Origin of the sequence: Aeromonas sp. LsrichE-8G (assembly GCF_022869435.1) — a bacterium.
Classification (GTDB): domain Bacteria; phylum Pseudomonadota; class Gammaproteobacteria; order Enterobacterales; family Aeromonadaceae; genus Aeromonas; species Aeromonas caviae.
Genome location: NZ_JALIHH010000002.1, coordinates 43417 through 61137, shown reverse-complemented (window position 1 = coordinate 61137; position 17721 = coordinate 43417). Strand labels below are relative to the sequence as shown.

The window sequence follows — 17721 nt, the reverse complement described above, 5'->3', positions numbered from 1 at the left end:
GTTGCATCAACCATGGTCTTCCTGCGCCATCGACAGATAGACGATGGTCAGAACCATGAAGATAAACGCCTGCAAAGTGATGATCAGGATGTGGAAGATTGCCCAAGGCACGGACAGGATCCACTGTGACCACCAGGGTAACAAACCCGCAATCAGGATGAAGATCAGTTCGCCAGCATACATGTTGCCGAACAGTCGCAGACCCAATGAAACAGGCTTGGAAATCAACGTGACGGTTTCAAGGATGAAGTTAACCGGGATGGCAGCAGGGTGGTTGAAAGGCTGAAGCGTCAGCTCCTTCACGAACCCGCTGATACCCTTGACCTTGATGCTGTAGTACAGGATCAAGAAGAACACGCCCAAAGCCATGGACATGGTGATGTTAACGTCAGCAGAGGGAACCACACGCAGATAGGGAACACCCATCAACTGTGCAGCGTGAGGGATAAAGTCAACGGGGATCAGGTCCATGAAGTTCATCAGGAAGATCCACACGAACACCGTCAGGGCCAAAGGTGCGATGACCTTGTTGCGACCATGAAAGATGTCCTTGACGTTACCATTCACAAACTCGACCAGCATCTCCACAAAGCACTGCAGCTTACCGGGCACACCGCTGGTGGCCTTGACGGCAACCTTGCGGAACAACCAGATAAACAGGGCGCCTAGCACGACGGAAAATATCATGGAATCGATATTCACCGTCCAGAACCCGGACCCTACTTGCAGGTGGGTCAGGTGGTGGGAGATATATCCCTGAGGAGTCAGGACTTCTCCGGTTGCAGACATGAGTTTTCCTAATAGTGGTTGTTAAGCGTGAATGAAACTATCCACTGTACAACGAGGGCGAGGATATAAGTGGCGAAGAACGAGGCGGTGTCGACCTCAATCCCGGCGCCAAACAGCAGGGCGAAAAGTCCTGTTGTAGTAATGAGCTTAATCCCTGCCCCACCATAAAAGTCCCGCAAAACCAGGCCTACGCTCTCTTTCGTCACCTTGCGGCGCAGAACCCAGAGCGTGAACAGGGCTTGAGGAACCCAGTACATCCCCCCTCCGTAGAGAGAGGATTGTCCGGCGAACTCTCCCGCCTGATAAAACCAGACGGTGGCGATCGCCAGGATCAGGACCAGCTGACAAACGAGCATAGCCAAGGCCAGCGTCAAACCTTCCAAGGCTATTTTCTGCTTCACCAACCTACCCCTGAACATTACAGAACTGTAAAAAATCGGGATCCGAAGACCCCAGGTTCACAGCTCGAAAAGCCGGTCAAATTATACCCGTGAAGACGGCTATTGCAACATGGCAAAAATCCTTAATTTTTGCGGCTTTCCGCGCGAAATTAAGGTTATGTTCATATCGAAAGTAATGGATGTTTTATTACTACAAAAAGCGTAAAAATCACGATTCTGACAGGCCAAAATAGCCCAATACCCGGTCCAAATCTGCCAAGTTATCGTAACTTATTACTAACTTGCCGCTATCTTTCTTACCCGGCTGAAGTTGCACCTGATTGCCAATTTTTTCAGAAATCTGGCGCTCGAGATAACCAAACTGCGGATCGCGGACGGGTTCAACCCTGGTTTTTGCCGGTTCCAGTGCTTTTTGCACCAGCTTCTCGGTATCTCGCACTGTCAGCCCCTTCTGGGCCACCAGTTTGGCCAGCTCTGACTGGGCCTGGCCGCTCAGGGCGAGCAGGGCACGGGCATGCCCCATGTCGAGGTCGCCGTGTTCCACGAAGCGCTTCACGTCCTCGTTGAGCTGGTTGAGACGCAGCAGGTTGGTGACCGTGGTGCGGGACTTGCCCACCGCCTCGGCAACCTGCTGGTGGGTCAGTTCGAACTCGGTCAGCAGGCGCTGGAGGGCGACGGCCTCCTCGATGGCGTTGAGATCTTCACGCTGGATGTTCTCTATGAGTGCGATGGCGACGGCCGCCTCGTCGGCGACATCCTTGACCAGGCAGGGCACCACTTCGAGACGGGCCAGCTGGGAGGCGCGCCAGCGGCGTTCACCAGCAATGATTTCGAAACGGTTTTCACCGATGGAGCGAACCACGATGGGCTGGATCACCCCTTGTGCACGGATGGAGTTGGCCAGCTCCTCCAGCGCATCCTGGGACATGTCCTTGCGCGGTTGGTATTTGCCGGACTGCAGCCACTCCACCGGCAGCTTGCGCAATTCCCCCTGATTGGTCGGGGCCATGGCCTGTTCGGTGCGCTGGTCGCTCATCACCTGTTTCTGGCGGGCGGCCGTGCTGGTGCTGAGCAGGGCGTCCAGCCCCTTGCCCAGCCCACGTTTCTTCGGCGTCATATGCTCTCTCGATCTGCGGTGAGCGGCTGGGACTCCTGTTCCTGGCGGCGCAGGATCTCGCCAGCCAGGGCCAGATAGGCCTTGGCCCCCACCGATGATTTGTCATAGTGCATGGCTGGCGCGCCAAAGCTCGGCGCCTCCGCCAGTCTTACGTTGCGGGGAATGATGGTGCGATAGACCTTGTCCCCGAAATGCTGTTTCAGCTGATCGGACACATCATTGGCCAGCCGGTTGCGATGATCGAACATGGTACGCAGCACCCCTTCAATCTTCAGCTCCGGATTGACCACGGCTGCCAGCTTGCTGATGGTGTCCACCAGGGCGGTCAGCCCTTCCAGCGCATAGTATTCGCACTGCATGGGCACCAGCACGGAGTCGGCGGCGGCCATGGCGTTCACCGTCAGCATGTTGAGAGAAGGCGGGCAGTCTATGAAGACGTAGTCGTACTTGTCCCTGACCGAGGCCAGGGCGTTGCGCAGGCGGATCTCGCGGGCAAAAAACTCCATCAGGCGGATTTCTGCCGCGGTCACGTCGGCATTGGCGGCAATCAGGTGATAGCCTCCCGAGGTTTCGGGGATGATCACCTCGCCGATGGGGGCATCTTCGATCAGCAGTTCATAGGCGGTGCGCTCGACATCGTACTTGTCGACGCCACTGCCCATGGTGGCATTGCCCTGCGGATCCAGATCGATCACCAGCACCTTGCGCCGGGTAGCGGCCATGGAGGCGGCCAGATTCACACAGGTGGTGGTTTTACCCACTCCACCCTTCTGGTTGGCTATGGCAATGACTTTTCCCACACTGTCCCCTAAATGAATGCGGCGGCCCTATTCGGGCTGGATGGCTTTAAACTCCAGCAGATGGCGTTCGCCTTCCAGTTCCGGCACCACCAGCTTGTGGGTGGCAACCAGACGAATGCTGTCAGGCAACTGTGCCAGCTCCTGCTCGGGGTATTGTCCCTTGAGCGCCAGGAAGCTGCCCTCGGGTGACGGCAGATGATGACACCAGCTCAGCATGTCCTCCAGGGAGGCGAAAGCCCGGCTCAGTACACCATCAAATCCGGTCTCGGGTTGATACTCCTCCACCCGGGATTTGACGGGGGTCACATTGGTCAACCCCAGCTCCAGGATCACCTGGCGGATGAAGTTGATCCGCTTGCCCAGGCTGTCGAGCAGCACGAACTGTTTGTCCGGATTGATGATGGCCAGCGGCAGTCCGGGCAGACCCGGACCCGTTCCCACATCGATGAAGCGTTCACCGTGCAGGTGAGGACTCACCACCAGGCTGTCGAGGATATGCTTGACCAGCATGGCGTCCGGATCTCGCACCGAGGTGAGATTGTAAGCCTTGTTCCACTTGTGCAGCAACTCGACCAACTGCACCAACTGGGTCTTCTGGGTTTCGGTGATAACAATTCCGGCCTGCATGAGCAGGCCGTTCAATCTTTGCAGCATGTTGTCCAACGGGGAATTCCTCAGGCGGTTTTACGCAGCAGGCCGTGTTTCTTCAGGTGCACCAGCAAGATGGAGATGGCGGCAGGGGTGATGCCGGAGATGCGGGACGCCTGACCAATGGTCTCTGGCTTGGCATCGTTGAGCTTGGCGATCACCTCGTTGGAGAGACCGTTCACGTCGCGGTAGTTCATGTCCAGCGGCAGCAGGGTGTTTTCGTTGCGCAGCTGTTTCTCCACCTCGTCGTGCTGACGCTCGATATAACCGGCGTACTTGATCTGGATCTCCACCTGATCCGCGGCAGCCGCATCGGTCAGTGCAGGCCCCACACCCTCGATGGCCATCAGGGCATCGTAGGTCACCTCGGGGCGACGCAGCAGCTCTTCCAGGCTCTGCTCCCGGGTCAGGGGAGTGTTGACCAGGGCGTTGACGGCCTCCAGAGACGGATGCTGCGGGTGGATCCAGGTCGAGCGCATGCGCTGACGTTCCTGCTCCACCTGTTCCACCTTGGCATTGAACAGGCTCCAGCGATGATCATCCACCAGACCCAGCTCGCGGCCGATGGCGGTCAGGCGCAGATCCGCGTTGTCTTCCCGCAGCAGCAGGCGATATTCGGCACGGCTGGTGAACATGCGATAGGGTTCGCGGGTCCCCAGTGTGGAGAGATCGTCCATCATCACGCCCATGTAGGCCTGATCCCGGCGTGGGTGCCAGGCTTCCTTGCCCTGGGCGCGCAAGCCCGCGTTCAGACCGGCCATCAGACCCTGGGCAGCGGCCTCTTCATAGCCGGTGGTGCCGTTGATCTGGCCGGCGAAGAAGAGGTTCTCTATGCACTTGCTCTCCATGTTGGCCTTGAGATCCCGCGGATCGAAGAAATCGTACTCGATGGCGTAGCCAGGGCGAGTGATATGGGCATTCTCGAAGCCACGGATCGAGCGGACGATCTGCACCTGCACGTCGAACGGCAGGCTGGTGGAGATCCCGTTCGGGTAGAGCTCGTGGGTGGTCAGGCCTTCCGGTTCCACAAAGATCTGGTGCGCCGTCTTGTCGGCAAAGCGGGTGATCTTGTCCTCGATCGACGGACAGTAGCGCGGACCTATCCCCTCGATCACCCCGGCGTACATGGGGCTGCGATCCAGGTTGTTGCGGATCACCTCGTGGGTCTGCTCATTGGTATGGGTCACGTAACAAGGCATCTGGCGCGGATGCTGGCTGGCGTTGCCGATGAAGGAGAAGACCGGGCGAGGATCGTCGCCATGTTGCTGCTGCATCACGGAAAAATCGACGGTGCGTGCATCGATGCGTGGTGGCGTGCCCGTTTTGAGGCGATCGATGCGCAGCGGCATTTCACGCAGGCGCTGGGCGAGGGCAATTGAGGGAGGATCACCGGCGCGGCCCCCTTTGTAGTTCTCCATGCCGATGTGGATCAGACCATTGAGGAAGGTGCCAACGGTCAGTACGACCGTCTTGCCGCTGATGCGGATCCCGCTCTGGGTGACGACCCCGGCGACGCGATCCCCGTCCATGACCAGATCGTCGCAGGCCTGCTGGAAGATCTTCAGGTTCGGGTAGTTCTCCAGGGTCTGACGCACCACAGCCTTGTACAGCAGGCGATCCGCCTGGGCACGGGTAGCCCGCACCGCAGGGCCCTTGGAAGAGTTGAGCGTGCGAAACTGGATCCCGCCGAGATCGATGGCCTGCGCCATGATCCCGCCAAGGGCGTCGACTTCCTTGACCAGGTGTCCCTTGCCGATCCCGCCGATCGCCGGATTGCAGGACATATGCCCCAGCGTATCTATGTTGTGGGTGAGTAACAGGGTATTGAGACCCATGCGGGCTGCCGCTGTTGCTGCTTCGGTTCCTGCATGACCGCCACCGACGACGATCACATCAAATTGTTCATGGTATTGCATTGGGGATCACCTTGATCTGCACGCCTGAAGATCTTTGTTTGCCTGGTCTGAAGGGCGGATCATTCTATCTGTTTAGCATCCGGAGGGGAACGTCTACTTCAGGATCAGTATGGATCAGGGATCGGTTAAATAGATCTTAAGGATCTTTAGATCGATCTTTTATTGGATCTTTTATTAGGATCCGCGACTTCTGTTGATAAGGCATTTTTGATCATAAAGATCATTCGGTTAAGGTCGATCGTTGCTTGTGGAAAAGCTTGGATCCAGAGGGGGCGAACGGGGGGATAACATGGGTTTTTATACACAGATATATGGTCTGCAAGATCTAATACATGAATAACTATAGGTTTTGCAGAGCTTAGCACCTAAGTTATGCACAATTATCCGAGCTCATGTGGGGAGCTCTCGGGAAAAACTTATCCGGATCCACCTGTTAATAACCTGGTGGATAGGGATCTGGGGATAACCAGGGAGATCGGGGGTCGTGACCGGATCTCCCTGGCCCTGATCAGCCGATCAAGGTCATCCAGTCGTGGATCCAGGTTTCTGCGGCATCTTCGGGGATCTCGTGCTGGGTCACGTCTATTTCCAGGAGATCCCCCAGTCGGCTGGCACCGCACCCGGCCAGCAGCCGATCCAGCGTCTTGCCGCCCTGGCAGAAGGTGTCATAGCTGCGATCCCCCAGGGCGATCACTCCGTACTTGAAGGCGGCGAGATCCGGCTGCTGTTCGGCAAGATCCCGGGCAAAGGGCTGCAGATTGTCGGGTACGTCCCCCGCTCCATGGGTGGAAGTGACCACCAGCACGATGGCTTCTGGCTCGGTCAGGATCCTGGCCAGGCTGGCGGGGTTGTGGATCTCCGCCTGGTGGCCCGCCTGTTCAAGGAGGCCGACCACATGATCTGCGACATATTCGGAGGCCCCCAGCATGGAGCCGACGACGAGGTTGAGTTTGGCCATGGAATGGATCCTGATGTCATCGAAAAAGTGAAGAGCGGGGATCTTACCGCTAAAGCATGTGGATAAATATGGATAAAGCTTGGGGATAAGGATCCTGTCCACTTTTTTGCAGCCAAAACCGGTCTCGTAGCCGTTGTGGCGCCTTCTTTCCGCCTGTTGCGACCTCATCGCACCTTTCGTTGTCAAACGACACTTCAAAACATCAATTAACAATACAGATGCAAATGATTAGCAATTATTGAATCGATTCGATCACGGCACCTGTAGTAGCATGGCGCTGCTTTATTCGCCTGAGGCGCCGGGCTGACCGGTCCAATTGGGCACCCATAATAAGAAATCAAACATAAATTATTGATATTTGAGACACTTATATGATTGCGCAAAAAAATACCCCGAATGCCGTGATGCGAAAGAGAGGCGCACAGCTGCTGCCGCTCTCCTGTCTGCTGGCGTCCCTGCCCGTGTTGGCGGCGGAACAGGCGGATAAAGAGTTGCCCAAAGCGGGCGAAACCATGGTCGTGACCGGGACCGCCATGAAGGTCGAGGTCCCCATGGCAGAGACCCCCCGTGCCGTTTCCGTGGTCAATCGCGAAGAGCTGGACCAGCACGCCGTACTCAAGCTAGACGAGTCCCTGCGCTATCGCTCCGGCGTCCTGTCCCAGTCCTATGGTTCGGACACTGATGCTGACTGGTTCAAGGTGCGCGGCTTCGATGCGGCTTCTTACCTGGATGGCAACCGTCTTTTCAGCACCGGTTACTATGTCTGGACCCCGGAGCCCTTCGGCCTTGAGAGCGTGGAAGTGCTCAAAGGCCCGGCCTCCATTCTGTATGGCGAAGCCCCTCCCGGAGGCGTCATCAACGCCATCAGCAAGCGTCCGACCGCGACCCCGCAGGGACTGGTGAACCTGCAACTGGGCAACCGGGATCTGCGCCAGGTCGGGGTGGATGTCTCCGACACCCTTACCGACAACAGCCGTTATCGTCTGGTGGCCCTCTACAACGAGCGGGACGGCGTGCTGGATGGCACCTACAACGAGCGCGCCTATCTGGCGCCGAGCGTGACCCTGGATATTTCGGATCGCACCACGCTGACGCTGCTTTCCAGCTTCAAGCACGATGAAGGGGTGCCGACCAACGGCTTCTTCCCGGTTTACGGCACCCTGAATACCTCCGGAGGCCAGATCGATCCCTCCACCAACCTGAGCCAGCCGGATTACGATCGCAATCGCAATACCCAGATCTCCGCCGGGTACGAGCTGGCCCACCAGCTCAACCAGACCTGGGAGTTCAAGCAGAACGTTCGCTTCAACTACAACGATCTGCTGCTGCGCCAGACCTATATCTTCCCGACCTATGAAGGCACCACCGCCTACCGCGGCCTGGTCTACCGGGATGGGGATACCAAGAGCGCCACCATGGACAACCAGATGGTGGGCTACTGGAACACCGACAGCACGGAGCAGACCCTGCTGCTGGGGGTGGATCTGCAGCGCCATGTGAATGAAGGCCAGGAAGCCGACAACTATGGCATGGGCGCCATCAACACCATGAACCCGGATTACAGCGGTTTCCCCGGTTTTGATGAATCCACCGCGACCCATCAGAAGAGCACCAAGGGTCAGAGCGGCCTCTATGCCCAGCACCAGATCCGCTGGGATGATCGCTGGCTGCTGACCGCGGGCGGTCGTTTCGATTACGTGGAAACCCACAACATCAGCGAAGCCAAGAGCAAGAACGAGAAACAGTACGACGACAACCTCTCTCTCTCCGGCAGCCTGATGTACCTGGCCGACAACGGTCTCTCCCCTTACTTCGCCTATGCGGAATCCTTCGAAGTGCTGCCGGGGATAGACCCCAACACCGGCAACTCCTACAAGCCGCTGGAAGGCAAGCTCTACGAGACCGGCGTCAAGTACGCACCCAGCTTCCTCGATGGCTACATCAACCTGGCGCTGTTCGATCTGGAGCAGACCAACTCCCTGGTCTCTACCGGCTCCGGCCAGCAGACCCAGGCCGGTGAAGTGACCTCCCAGGGGGTCGAGCTGGAAGGGAGCGTGCAGGCCACCGAGGCGTTGCGCCTGACCGCTGCCTATACCTATACCGATGCCAAGACCAACGACACCGGCAACGGCGATCGTCGTGCGAGCCTGATCCCGCGCCACCAGGCCTCCTTCTGGGGCAACTATAAGGTGCAGCAGGGCCCGGTATCCGGTCTTGAGCTGGGTTCCGGCGTGCGCTATGTGGGTTCCAGCGTCGGCATCGGCGCGGTGAATGCGGACTACACCCCCATCTATGGTTCCGCCAAGGTACCGGCACACACTGTATGGGATGCGATGATCGGGTATGACTTTGCCAAGAACTGGCGTGCCCAGATCAACGTCAACAACCTGCTGAACGACACCTATGTGGCGAGCTGCGACTACTACTGCTACTACGGCGAGCCGCGCAGCATAGTCGGCACCGTCAACTACCGCTGGTAAGCGACAGGCCGGGCGGGGGCGAAGGCTCCCGCCCTCCTTCCATTCATCTACAGGCCTGTCATGGAACTCTTGTCACTGGTTTATCGCCAATACCGTTGGCCCTTCATCGCCATTACCCTGCTCAGCCTGCTGAGTGCTGTCAGCGGGATAGGCGTCATTGCCTTCATCAATCAATCACTTATCGAATCAGTCGGGGATCCGCTGCCGATCCTGGGTCAGCTTGTCGGCCTGGTCTTGCTGCTGCTGGTGATCACGCTCGGATCCCAACTGGCCCTGACCACCCTGGGTCACCATTTCGTCTACCGGTTGCGTGGCCGCCTGCTCAAGCAACTGCTGGATACCGACGTCGCCCGTCTGCGTCAAATAGGGCAGGTGCCGCTCCTGGCCTCCCTTTCCAGCGACATCGGTCAGATCACCATCGCCTTCGTGCGCCTGCCGGAACTGGTACAGGGTCTGGTGCTCACCCTGGGCTCCATCATCTACCTTGGCCTGCTCTCTCCCGCCTTGCTCGGTGTTACCGCCCTCTGGGTCACCGTGACCATGGTGGTGGGCTGGCTGCTGGTGAACCGGGTCTATCGCCACCTGGCGCACATGCGCCAGGCCGAAGACAGGCTCTACCAGAACTACCAGTCCATCATCGCCGGGTGCAAGGAGCTGGCGCTCAACCGCGAGCGTGCCCACTTCGTCTACCACCAGCTCTATGAGCAGAATGCCCGGGACTACCGGGAGCAGATCATCCGCGCCGATACCTACCACCTGAGCGCGGTGAACTGGTCGAACATCATGATGCTGGGTGCCATCGGCCTGGTCTTCTTCCTGGCCAACGGGCTGGGCTGGGCCAACACCAATGTGGCCGCCACCTTCGCCCTGACCCTGCTGTTCCTGCGCACTCCCTTGCTACAAGGGATCGGAGCCTTGCCGACCCTGATCGCCGCCCAGGTGGCATTCGACAAGATAGCTGCCCTCAATCTGGCGGAGCCGGACGAGGCGTTCCCGTTGCCGCCTGCGCCTCGCCCCTGGCAGCGCATCGAGCTGGAGCAGGTGAGCTTTCACTACCAGGGGGAGGGCGGTTTCTCCGTGGGCCCCATCAATCTGGTGATCGAGCGGGGGGAGCAGATATTCCTCATCGGTGGCAATGGCTCCGGCAAGTCGACCCTGGCCATGCTGCTGACCGGGCTCTATCAACCGGTCTCTGGCCGGATCCTGCTGGATGGGGAGCCGGTCACCGATCGCAACGGCTATCTGGGGCTCTTCTCCGCCATCTTCACCGACTACCACCTGTTCCAGCATTTGCTGGGGCCCGAGCCGAAAGAGGCGCTGGTCGCCGAGTGGCTTGAGCGGTTGCAGATGGGCAGCAAGCTTGCCATCAAGGATGGCTTCATCGCCGATATCGACCTCTCCCAGGGCCAGCGCAAGCGGGTCGCCCTGCTGCTGGCCCTTGCAGAGCAGCGGGAGGTGATGCTGTTCGACGAGTGGGCCGCGGATCAGGATCCCCAGTTCCGCCGCATCTTCTATCAGGTGCTGTTGCCGCGCCTCAAGGAGATGGGCAAGACGGTGATCGCCATCAGCCACGACGATCACTACTTCTCTCTGGCCGATCGCCTGCTGGAGATGCGCCAGGGCCGTCTCACCGAACTGACCGGCGAGCAGCGCGAGCAGGTGAGCCGGGATGCGGTCGCCCATCTGGATGGCAAGGTGCCGGCCTGATGCTGGCACCGATGAGACTGGCAGCAAGCCAGCACAGGAATTGCTTATGTTCGAGATGAAATCCGCCAGCTTCGCGGTCAATGACCGCACGCTGCTGCACCCCACCAGCCTTCGCTTCGAGCAAGGTCGGGTCTATGGCCTCATCGGCCACAACGGGTCGGGCAAATCGACCCTGATCAAGCTGCTGGCGCGCCAGCAACCCCACAGCGGCGGGGAGATCCTGTTCGATGACCAGCCGTTGTCTGCCTGGGGCCACCGGGAGTTTGCCCGTCAGGTGGCCTATCTGCCCCAGCACCTGCCGAGTGCCGAAAACCTGCTCGGCCGCGAACTGGTGGAGATGGGGCGCTACCCCTGGCGCGGACTGCTGGGCCGGATGGGAGCGGAAGATCACCGTCAGGTGGAGCGTGCCATCGCCCTGACCCACACCGAACGCTTTGCCGATCGGTTGGTGGATACCCTCTCCGGCGGTGAGCGGGGGCGAGTCTGGCTCGCCATGCTGCTGGCTCAGGAGAGCCGTTTCATCCTGCTGGACGAGCCGCTGGCCGCCCTGGACGTGGCCCATCAGGTGGAGGTGCTCACGCTCGTCAAGCAGCTCAGCCGCCAGCTCAACCTCGGGGTCATCATCGTCATTCACGACATCAACATGGCCTCCCGTTTCTGCGATCGGCTGGTGGCGCTGCACTCCGGCCGTCTGCTGACCCACGGCGAGCCCGAACAGATCATGACAGGGGAGACCCTGAACGCCATCTATGGCATCCCCATGGAGGTCATTCGCCATCCGGCCCATGACCACGCCATCGCCATCGTCTGACCGGGGACCGCTCTTGAACCGTTTATTGAAGATGGCGCCCTGTCTGCTCAGTCTGCTGCTGCCCCTGGCAGGGGAGGCCGGGCAGCTTGTCACCGCCACCAGCGCCACGCCCCGCATCGCCACCGTGGACTGGACCATAGCCGAGACTCTGCTGGCTCTGGGGGTCACCCCGATGGCGGTGGGGGATGTGGCCCCCTATCGCGCCTGGGTCGGTGAACCCCAGCTTCCTGCCGGGGTGATCGATATAGGGCTGCGTGCCCAGCCCAACCGGGAACTGTTGGCGGAGCTCAAACCGGATCTTATTCTCATCTCGCCGCTGGCGGCCCCCCTGGCGCCGACCCTCTCCCGCATCGCGCCGGTGCACTCCATCGCCCTGTATGAACCGGGCACCGATCTGTGGCTGCGACTGCGGGAAGCGACCCTGACCATCGCCGCCCTGGTCAACAAAGAGACCGAGGCCGAACGCCAGCTCGCCGCGCTGGAGCTGGATCTGGCACAGATGCAGGCGGCGCAGCCCGCCGATCTGCCCCCCTTGCTGGTGGTGCAATTTATCGATGAGCGCCATGTGCGGGTGTTTGGCCGTGGCAGCCTGTTCGAGGCAGTGATGCAGCGCCTCGGCCTTCGCAACGCCTGGCAGGGAGAGACCAATGCCTGGGGATTCTCGGTCGCGAGCCTGGAGCAGTTTCTCGGGATGTCGGAGGCCAGGCTGGTGGTGGTGGACCCCGTGCCCGTAGGAGTTGGTGAAAAACTTCAGGAGCCTGGATTGTGGCAGCATCTCCCGCTGGTACAGAACAATCCGGTTATCCATCTGCCTGCGACATGGAGTTTTGGTGGCATATTGGCGGCCCGCCGCTTCGCCACCCTGCTGGACGGTGCCTTGCGGGAGCAGACTGTCCACAGAGCAACCGGGGGATCAAATCAATGAGCTCTTCTCTTTCTTCGCCCCTGCTGCGCCCGGGTCTCTGCCTGTTGGTGCTGACACTGGGGCTGGCTTGCGCCGAGCTGGCGCGTCAACTGCCGGGGGCGCTCTGGTGGCAGGCCCTGTTCTCCCCCGAGCTGGACGATGCCCGCCAGGCGGTGGTCCATTTCAGCTGGCTGCCGCGCCTTGCCATTTGTCTGCTGGCCGGTGCCGCCCTCGGGCTCGCCGGTACCCTGATGCAGCAGGTGCTGCGCAATCCCCTGGCCTCGCCCACCACCCTGGGGGTGGCCTCCGGCGCCCAGCTGGCGCTGATGATGGTGACCCTGCTCGCCCCCTCCTGGCTGCTGATCGGGCGGGAGTGGATCGCCATGGCCGGGGGAAGCCTGGCCATGGGGCTGGTCTTCGCCCTGGCTTGGCGCCGTCAGCTCAATCCCGTGGTCATCGTCTTTGCTGGGCTGGTGATCAACCTCTATCTGGCCGCCATCAGCATGGGATTGCTGCTGTTCTTCCAGGAGGAGCTCAAAGGGTTGCTGGTGTGGGGGAGCGGATCTCTGGCCCAGAACAGCTGGAGCGGCGTCGGCTATCTGCTGCCACGGTTGCTGCTGGCCGCGATGCTGGCGGCGGTGCTGGTGCGCCCGCTGGCAGTGCTGGAGCTGGACGATGCCAGCGCTCGCAGCCTGGGGGTCTCCCTCAAGCATTTGCGCCTGGCTGGTCTGGGTCTCGCCGTGTTCGTCACCGCCTGCGTGGTGAGCGTGGTGGGGCTGATCGGTTTTATCGGGCTGGCGGCGCCCGCCATGGTGCGGCTGCTGGGGGTCAGAAAACTGGCCCAGCGGCTGCTGTGGGCACCCATCCTCGGCGCCCTGTTGCTGGCGGCCACCGATCTGCTGCTGCAGACCCTGAGCCGGTTCTGGCCTGTGCTGATCCCGACCGGCGCCATGACGGCCCTGTTGGGGGCGCCGCTGCTGCTCTGGCTGATCCCGCGTCTTGGTATCAAGCAGAGTGCGCCTAAGGCAAACTCCTCCCTGCAGTTGGCCCGCCATCCGGCGCCGTCTCGCCTTGTCGGTCTGATGGTGTTGGGGTTGGCTGCGGCGGTGATCGCCTCCCTGTTGTTTGGGCAGGGGATGAGCGGCTGGGGCTGGCCGAGCTGGCTGCGGTGGCAGGCCCAGCTGGAGTGGCGCTTGCCGCGCACGCTGGCAGCGGGTGCCGCAGGCGTGTTGCTGGCGCTGGCAGGCACCCTGTTGCAGCGAGTCAGCAACAACCCCATGGCGAGCCCCGAGCTGCTGGGGGTGAGCGGTGGCACCTTCATGGGGGTGATTGCGGCGGCCCTGTTGCTGCCCGCCTTGCCGCTGCCCATGATGCTGCTGGGGGGGCTGGTGGGCGCCTTCGCCTGCCTGTTGCTGCTGGTGCTTATCAACCGGCGCAACGGCTTCCAGCCGGAGCGGATACTGCTGTCTGGCATCGCCATCACGGCGCTGTTCGAGCCGTTGCAGGCCATCGCCCTGGCCAACGGCGACCTGCGGGTGCAGCAACTGCTCTCCTGGATGTCCGGCTCCACCTATTACGTCACCCAGCCGGTGGCCCTTGCCCTGGTGGTGTTGGCGCTGCTGATGCTGGCAGCCTGCCTGCTGGTGAGCCGCTGGCTCGATCTCATGCCCATGGGGCCGGCGGTAGCGACGGCGCTCGGCATCCACCTGAGCCGTGCCCAGCTCACCATCCTGCTGCTGGTGGCCGTGCTCACCGCCAGTGCCACCATGGTGATAGGCCCGCTCTCCTTTGCCGGTCTGCTGGCGCCGCACCTGGCCAGATTGATGGGGCTGGTGAGGGCGCGCTGGCACCTGCTCGGCGCCGCAGGCTGTGGCGCTTTGCTGATGGTGTCGGCGGACTGGATCGGCCAGCAGATCCTCTTTCCCCAGGAGGTGCCCGTCGGTCTGGTCTCCACCCTGTTAGGGGGCGCTTACTTCATGTGGTGCCTGCGCCGTCTCTAGGTTGGTGGATGAAAAGCGCACAAAAAAAGCCCGGGATGAACCCGGGCTTTTCATTGCCTGCTCTGCGGACTTACTTGCCGATGCAGAAGCTGGAGAAGATGCGGCCCAGCAGATCGTCGGAGCTGAACTCGCCGGTGATCTCGGACAGGGACTCCTGGGCCAGGCGCAACTCCTCCGCCACCAGTTCGCCAGCCACATAGACCTCAAGCTGCTCCTTGGCTACCCGCAGCCGTTCGGCGGCGCGCTCCAGTGCGTCCAGGTGGCGGCGGCGGGCCATGAAGCCCCCTTCGGTGTTGCCCTGGAAGCCCATGCAGGCCTTGAGGTGCTCACGCAGTGCGGGCAGCCCCAGCTCGGTCTTGGCGGAGATGCGATAGACGGCGTGGCCCTGATCCTGGCTCGGTGCCAGATCCTCGCCGGTCAGGTCCGCCTTGTTGCGCACCACGGTGAGGCCGATGTTTTTTGGCAACCGATCAACGAATTCCGGCCAGATGTCGTGGGGATCGACGGCATCCGTGGTGGTGCCGTCCACCATGAACAGCACCCGGTCGGCCTGTTCGATCTCGGCCCAGGCGCGCTCGATGCCGATCTGTTCCACCTTGTCCTGGGTATCGCGCAGGCCCGCGGTGTCGATGATGTGCAGCGGCATGCCGTCCAGATGGATGTGCTCGCGCAGCACGTCGCGGGTGGTACCGGCGATCTCGGTGACGATGGCGGACTCGCGGCCTGCGAGGGCGTTGAGCAGGCTCGATTTGCCGGCGTTGGGACGACCGGCGATCACCACCTTCATCCCCTCTCGCAGCAAGGCGCCCTGTTTGGCCTCGCCGCGCACGTCGTCCAGCTCGGACATGATGGCGTAGAGGTCACCCGCCACCTTGCCGTCGGAGAGAAAGTCGATCTCTTCATCCGGGAAGTCGATGGCCGCTTCCACGTAGATGCGCAGCCGGGTGAGGCTCTCCACCAACTGCTGAACCTTGCCGGAGAACTGCCCCTGCAGGGAGTGCATGGCGCTGCGGGCGGCCTGCTCGCTGGAGGCTTCGATGAGATCGGCGATGGCCTCGGCCTGGGCCAGATCCAGCTTGTCGTTGAGGAAGGCGCGCTCGCTGAACTCGCCCGGGCGGGCGGGGCGGATGCCGTCGATCTGCAGGATGCGGCGGATCAGCATGTCGAGAATGACGGGGCCGCCATGGCCCTGCAGCTCCAGCACGTCTTCGCCGGTGAAGCTGTTGGGGGCCTTGAACAGCAGGGCGATGCCCTGATCCAGCGCCTGGCCCTGCTCGTCCCTGAACGGCAGATATTCGGCATAACGCACCCTGGGGAGCTTGCCGAGCACTATCTCGGCGACCCGCTCGGCGGCAGGGCCGGAGACGCGGACTATGCCGACGCCGCCACGGCCGGGGGCGGTGGCCTGGGCCACGATGGTATCTGTTGTCATCTTGCTTGACTCGCTGGTTGGCTGAATGAGTAAGAGGGTGGGGGACATTGTAATAAAAAAGGCGGCCCGAAGGCCGCCTCTTTTGTCATCAGGAAAGATGGGCTGCGCATCAGTTGCGTGAGTGCAGGCCTTTCTTCTCCAGCTGACGATAGATGATGGTCTGCTGGATGATGGAGATGACGTTGCTCACCAGCCAGTACAGAGTCAGACCTGCCGGGAACCAGAGGAACATGAAGGTGAAGATGATCGGCATGAACTGCATCACCTTCTGCTGCATCGGGTCCGTGATGGTGGTCGGGCTCATCTTCTGCAGATACCACATGGAGGCACCCATGAGGATTGGCAGCACGAAGAAGGGGTCCTTCACCGACAGGTCGGTGATCCACAGGGCGAACGGCGCGTGGCGCAGCTCGACAGACTCCATCAGTGCCCAGTAGAGGGCGATGAAGATGGGCATCTGTACCAGGATGGGCAGGCAGCCGCCCAGCGGGTTGACCTTCTCCTTCTTGTACAGCTCCATCATGCCCTGGGACATCTTCTGGCGATCGTCACCGAAGCGTTCCTTGAGCGCAGCCAGCTTGGGCTGGAGCATGCGCATCTTGGCCATGGAGGTGTACTGGGCCTTGGTCAGCGGGAACATGATGCCGCGCACCAGCAGGGTCAGCATGATGATGGCCAGACCCCAGTTCTGGACGAAACCGTGGAACACGGTCAGCAGCCAGTGCAGCGGTTGGGCGATGAACCAGAGCCAGCCGTAGTCGACGGTCAGATCCAGGTGGTTTGCCACCTTGGCCATCTGATCCTGCAGCTTGGGACCGATCCACAGCTTGCCGCTCACTTCGGCCTGCTGGCCGGCAGCGACGTCAACCAGCGGCGCCTTGTAGCCGATGATGGCCTGGTCCTTGCCCGGGATCACGCGGCTGTAGAAGCTGTTGGTGTCGTTGGCATTCGGGGCCCAGGCGGAGACGAAGTAGTGCTGCAGCATGGCGACCCAACCACCCTGGGTGGTCTTGTTCAGGTCGGCATCCTTCATCTCGTCGAAGGTGTACTTCTTGTAGCGGGAGTCTTCGCTGGAGAAGGCACCACCACGGTAGGCACTGGCCACCATGGCATGACCTTCCTGATCCTTCGGCGTGGTCATGGTCTGCTTCAGCTGACCGTAGAACTGTACCTGGACCGGCTCGGCAGACTTGTTGTCGATCTTGTAGTCGACGCCCACGGCGTAATCACCGCGCTTGAGCACGAACTCCTTGGTGAAGACCACACCCTTGCTGTCGGTCCAGGTCATCGGAACGACGACTTGATCCTGACCGTCGGCCAGCTGATAGCTGGTCTGGGCGGCTTCATAGGTGGGACGACCCTGGGTCTGGCTGTCCGGACCATTGCGACCGACCAGACCGCTCTGGGCCACATAGAGGTGGGCAGGCTGGCTGGTCAGCAGGGTGAACGGCTGTTCCTTGCCTTCTTCCAGCTTGTGGGCCAGCAGTTCGGCAGAGACGATGTCACCGCCCTGGGTATCCAGGGTCAATTTGAGCACGTCGGAGGAGACGGTGATCAGCTTGCGCGCGGCGTTACCATTTGCTTGCTCGGAAACCTGAGGAATATCACCGGTCTGACCGGCTTCAGGTACGAAATGTTCGGTTTGGGCCACGGTAGTCGGGGCCGGCTTCGGAGCCTTGTCGGACTCCCACTGTTGCCAGAGCAAGAAGCTCACGAACAGCAAACCGATCAGGAGTAAATTGCGTTGTGATTCCATAG

The 17721-nt window shown here is 61.0% G+C and carries 14 protein-coding genes; 5 read left to right on the top strand and 9 right to left on the bottom strand.

From position 1 onward, the window contains the following. Window positions 1–6: 6 nt before the first annotated feature. The 7 genes from atpB to mioC all read right to left on the bottom strand — a co-directional run bounded on the left by atpB (window position 7) and on the right by mioC (window position 6629). The gene (gene atpB / locus MUW49_RS00540; RefSeq protein WP_010672266.1) at window positions 7–789 is read right to left on the bottom strand and encodes a F0F1 ATP synthase subunit A; all 783 of its coding nucleotides are present in this window, start codon (window positions 787–789) and stop codon (window positions 7–9) included. A gap of 8 nt (window positions 790–797) precedes the next feature. Next, on the bottom strand, window positions 798–1208 hold the full coding sequence (locus MUW49_RS00535) for an ATP synthase subunit I (protein ID WP_010672267.1): 411 nt from the start codon (window positions 1206–1208) through the stop codon (window positions 798–800). A gap of 190 nt (window positions 1209–1398) precedes the next feature. Further along, on the bottom strand, window positions 1399–2307 hold the full coding sequence (locus MUW49_RS00530; protein WP_010672268.1) for a ParB/RepB/Spo0J family partition protein: 909 nt from the start codon (window positions 2305–2307) through the stop codon (window positions 1399–1401). Continuing rightward, complete coding sequence (locus MUW49_RS00525) at window positions 2304–3107, bottom strand: ParA family protein (protein ID WP_029313362.1); 804 nt, start codon at window positions 3105–3107, stop codon at window positions 2304–2306. Before MUW49_RS00525 ends, MUW49_RS00530 begins: the two co-directional genes overlap by 4 nt. A 27-nt stretch (window positions 3108–3134) precedes the next feature. Next, complete coding sequence (gene rsmG / locus MUW49_RS00520) at window positions 3135–3761, bottom strand: 16S rRNA (guanine(527)-N(7))-methyltransferase RsmG (RefSeq protein ID WP_010672270.1); 627 nt, start codon at window positions 3759–3761, stop codon at window positions 3135–3137. A gap of 20 nt (window positions 3762–3781) precedes the next feature. Next, window positions 3782–5671 carry a tRNA uridine-5-carboxymethylaminomethyl(34) synthesis enzyme MnmG gene (gene mnmG / locus MUW49_RS00515; RefSeq protein ID WP_010672271.1) on the bottom strand — a complete coding sequence of 630 codons (1890 nt, stop codon included), beginning with the start codon at window positions 5669–5671 and terminating at the stop codon, window positions 3782–3784. Window positions 5672–6179: 508 nt separating this feature from the next. Beyond that, window positions 6180–6629 (bottom strand): FMN-binding protein MioC, encoded by a 450-nt coding sequence (gene mioC, locus MUW49_RS00510; protein WP_039040628.1) that lies wholly within the window; start codon window positions 6627–6629, stop codon window positions 6180–6182. A gap of 371 nt (window positions 6630–7000) precedes the next feature. Here mioC and MUW49_RS00505 point away from each other — a divergent pair, with 371 nt between their 5' ends. Genes MUW49_RS00505 through fhuB form a run of 5 tightly spaced genes read left to right on the top strand, consistent with a single transcriptional unit; the run spans window position 7001 to window position 14531 of the window. After that, entirely contained in the window at window positions 7001–9109 is a 2109-nt protein-coding gene (locus MUW49_RS00505) for a TonB-dependent siderophore receptor (RefSeq protein WP_244812306.1), read from the top strand. Between the two features lie 60 nt (window positions 9110–9169). After that, window positions 9170–10816: a multidrug ABC transporter permease/ATP-binding protein gene (locus MUW49_RS00500; protein ID WP_244812305.1), complete on the top strand. Its 1647-nt coding sequence runs from the start codon at window positions 9170–9172 to the stop codon at window positions 10814–10816. 46 nt (window positions 10817–10862) lie between these two features. Beyond that, window positions 10863–11627: an ATP-binding cassette domain-containing protein gene (locus MUW49_RS00495; protein WP_049637211.1), complete on the top strand. Its 765-nt coding sequence runs from the start codon at window positions 10863–10865 to the stop codon at window positions 11625–11627. Window positions 11628–11658: 31 nt separating this feature from the next. Then, window positions 11659–12552, top strand: a complete 894-nt coding sequence (locus MUW49_RS00490) for an ABC transporter substrate-binding protein (protein WP_244812313.1) — start codon at window positions 11659–11661, stop codon at window positions 12550–12552. Beyond that, window positions 12549–14531: a Fe(3+)-hydroxamate ABC transporter permease FhuB gene (fhuB, locus tag MUW49_RS00485; RefSeq protein ID WP_214005904.1), complete on the top strand. Its 1983-nt coding sequence runs from the start codon at window positions 12549–12551 to the stop codon at window positions 14529–14531. The genes MUW49_RS00490 and fhuB overlap by 4 nt, the downstream gene beginning before the upstream one ends. Before the next feature lie 70 nt (window positions 14532–14601). Here fhuB and mnmE read toward each other — a convergent pair whose 3' ends face one another. Together mnmE and yidC are read right to left on the bottom strand one after the other, a co-directional pair. Beyond that, entirely contained in the window at window positions 14602–15963 is a 1362-nt protein-coding gene (gene mnmE / locus MUW49_RS00480; protein WP_244812304.1) for a tRNA uridine-5-carboxymethylaminomethyl(34) synthesis GTPase MnmE, read from the bottom strand. Between the two features lie 109 nt (window positions 15964–16072). Further along, on the bottom strand, window positions 16073–17719 hold the full coding sequence (yidC, locus tag MUW49_RS00475) for a membrane protein insertase YidC (protein WP_113978282.1): 1647 nt from the start codon (window positions 17717–17719) through the stop codon (window positions 16073–16075). Window positions 17720–17721: the final 2 nt, after the last annotated feature.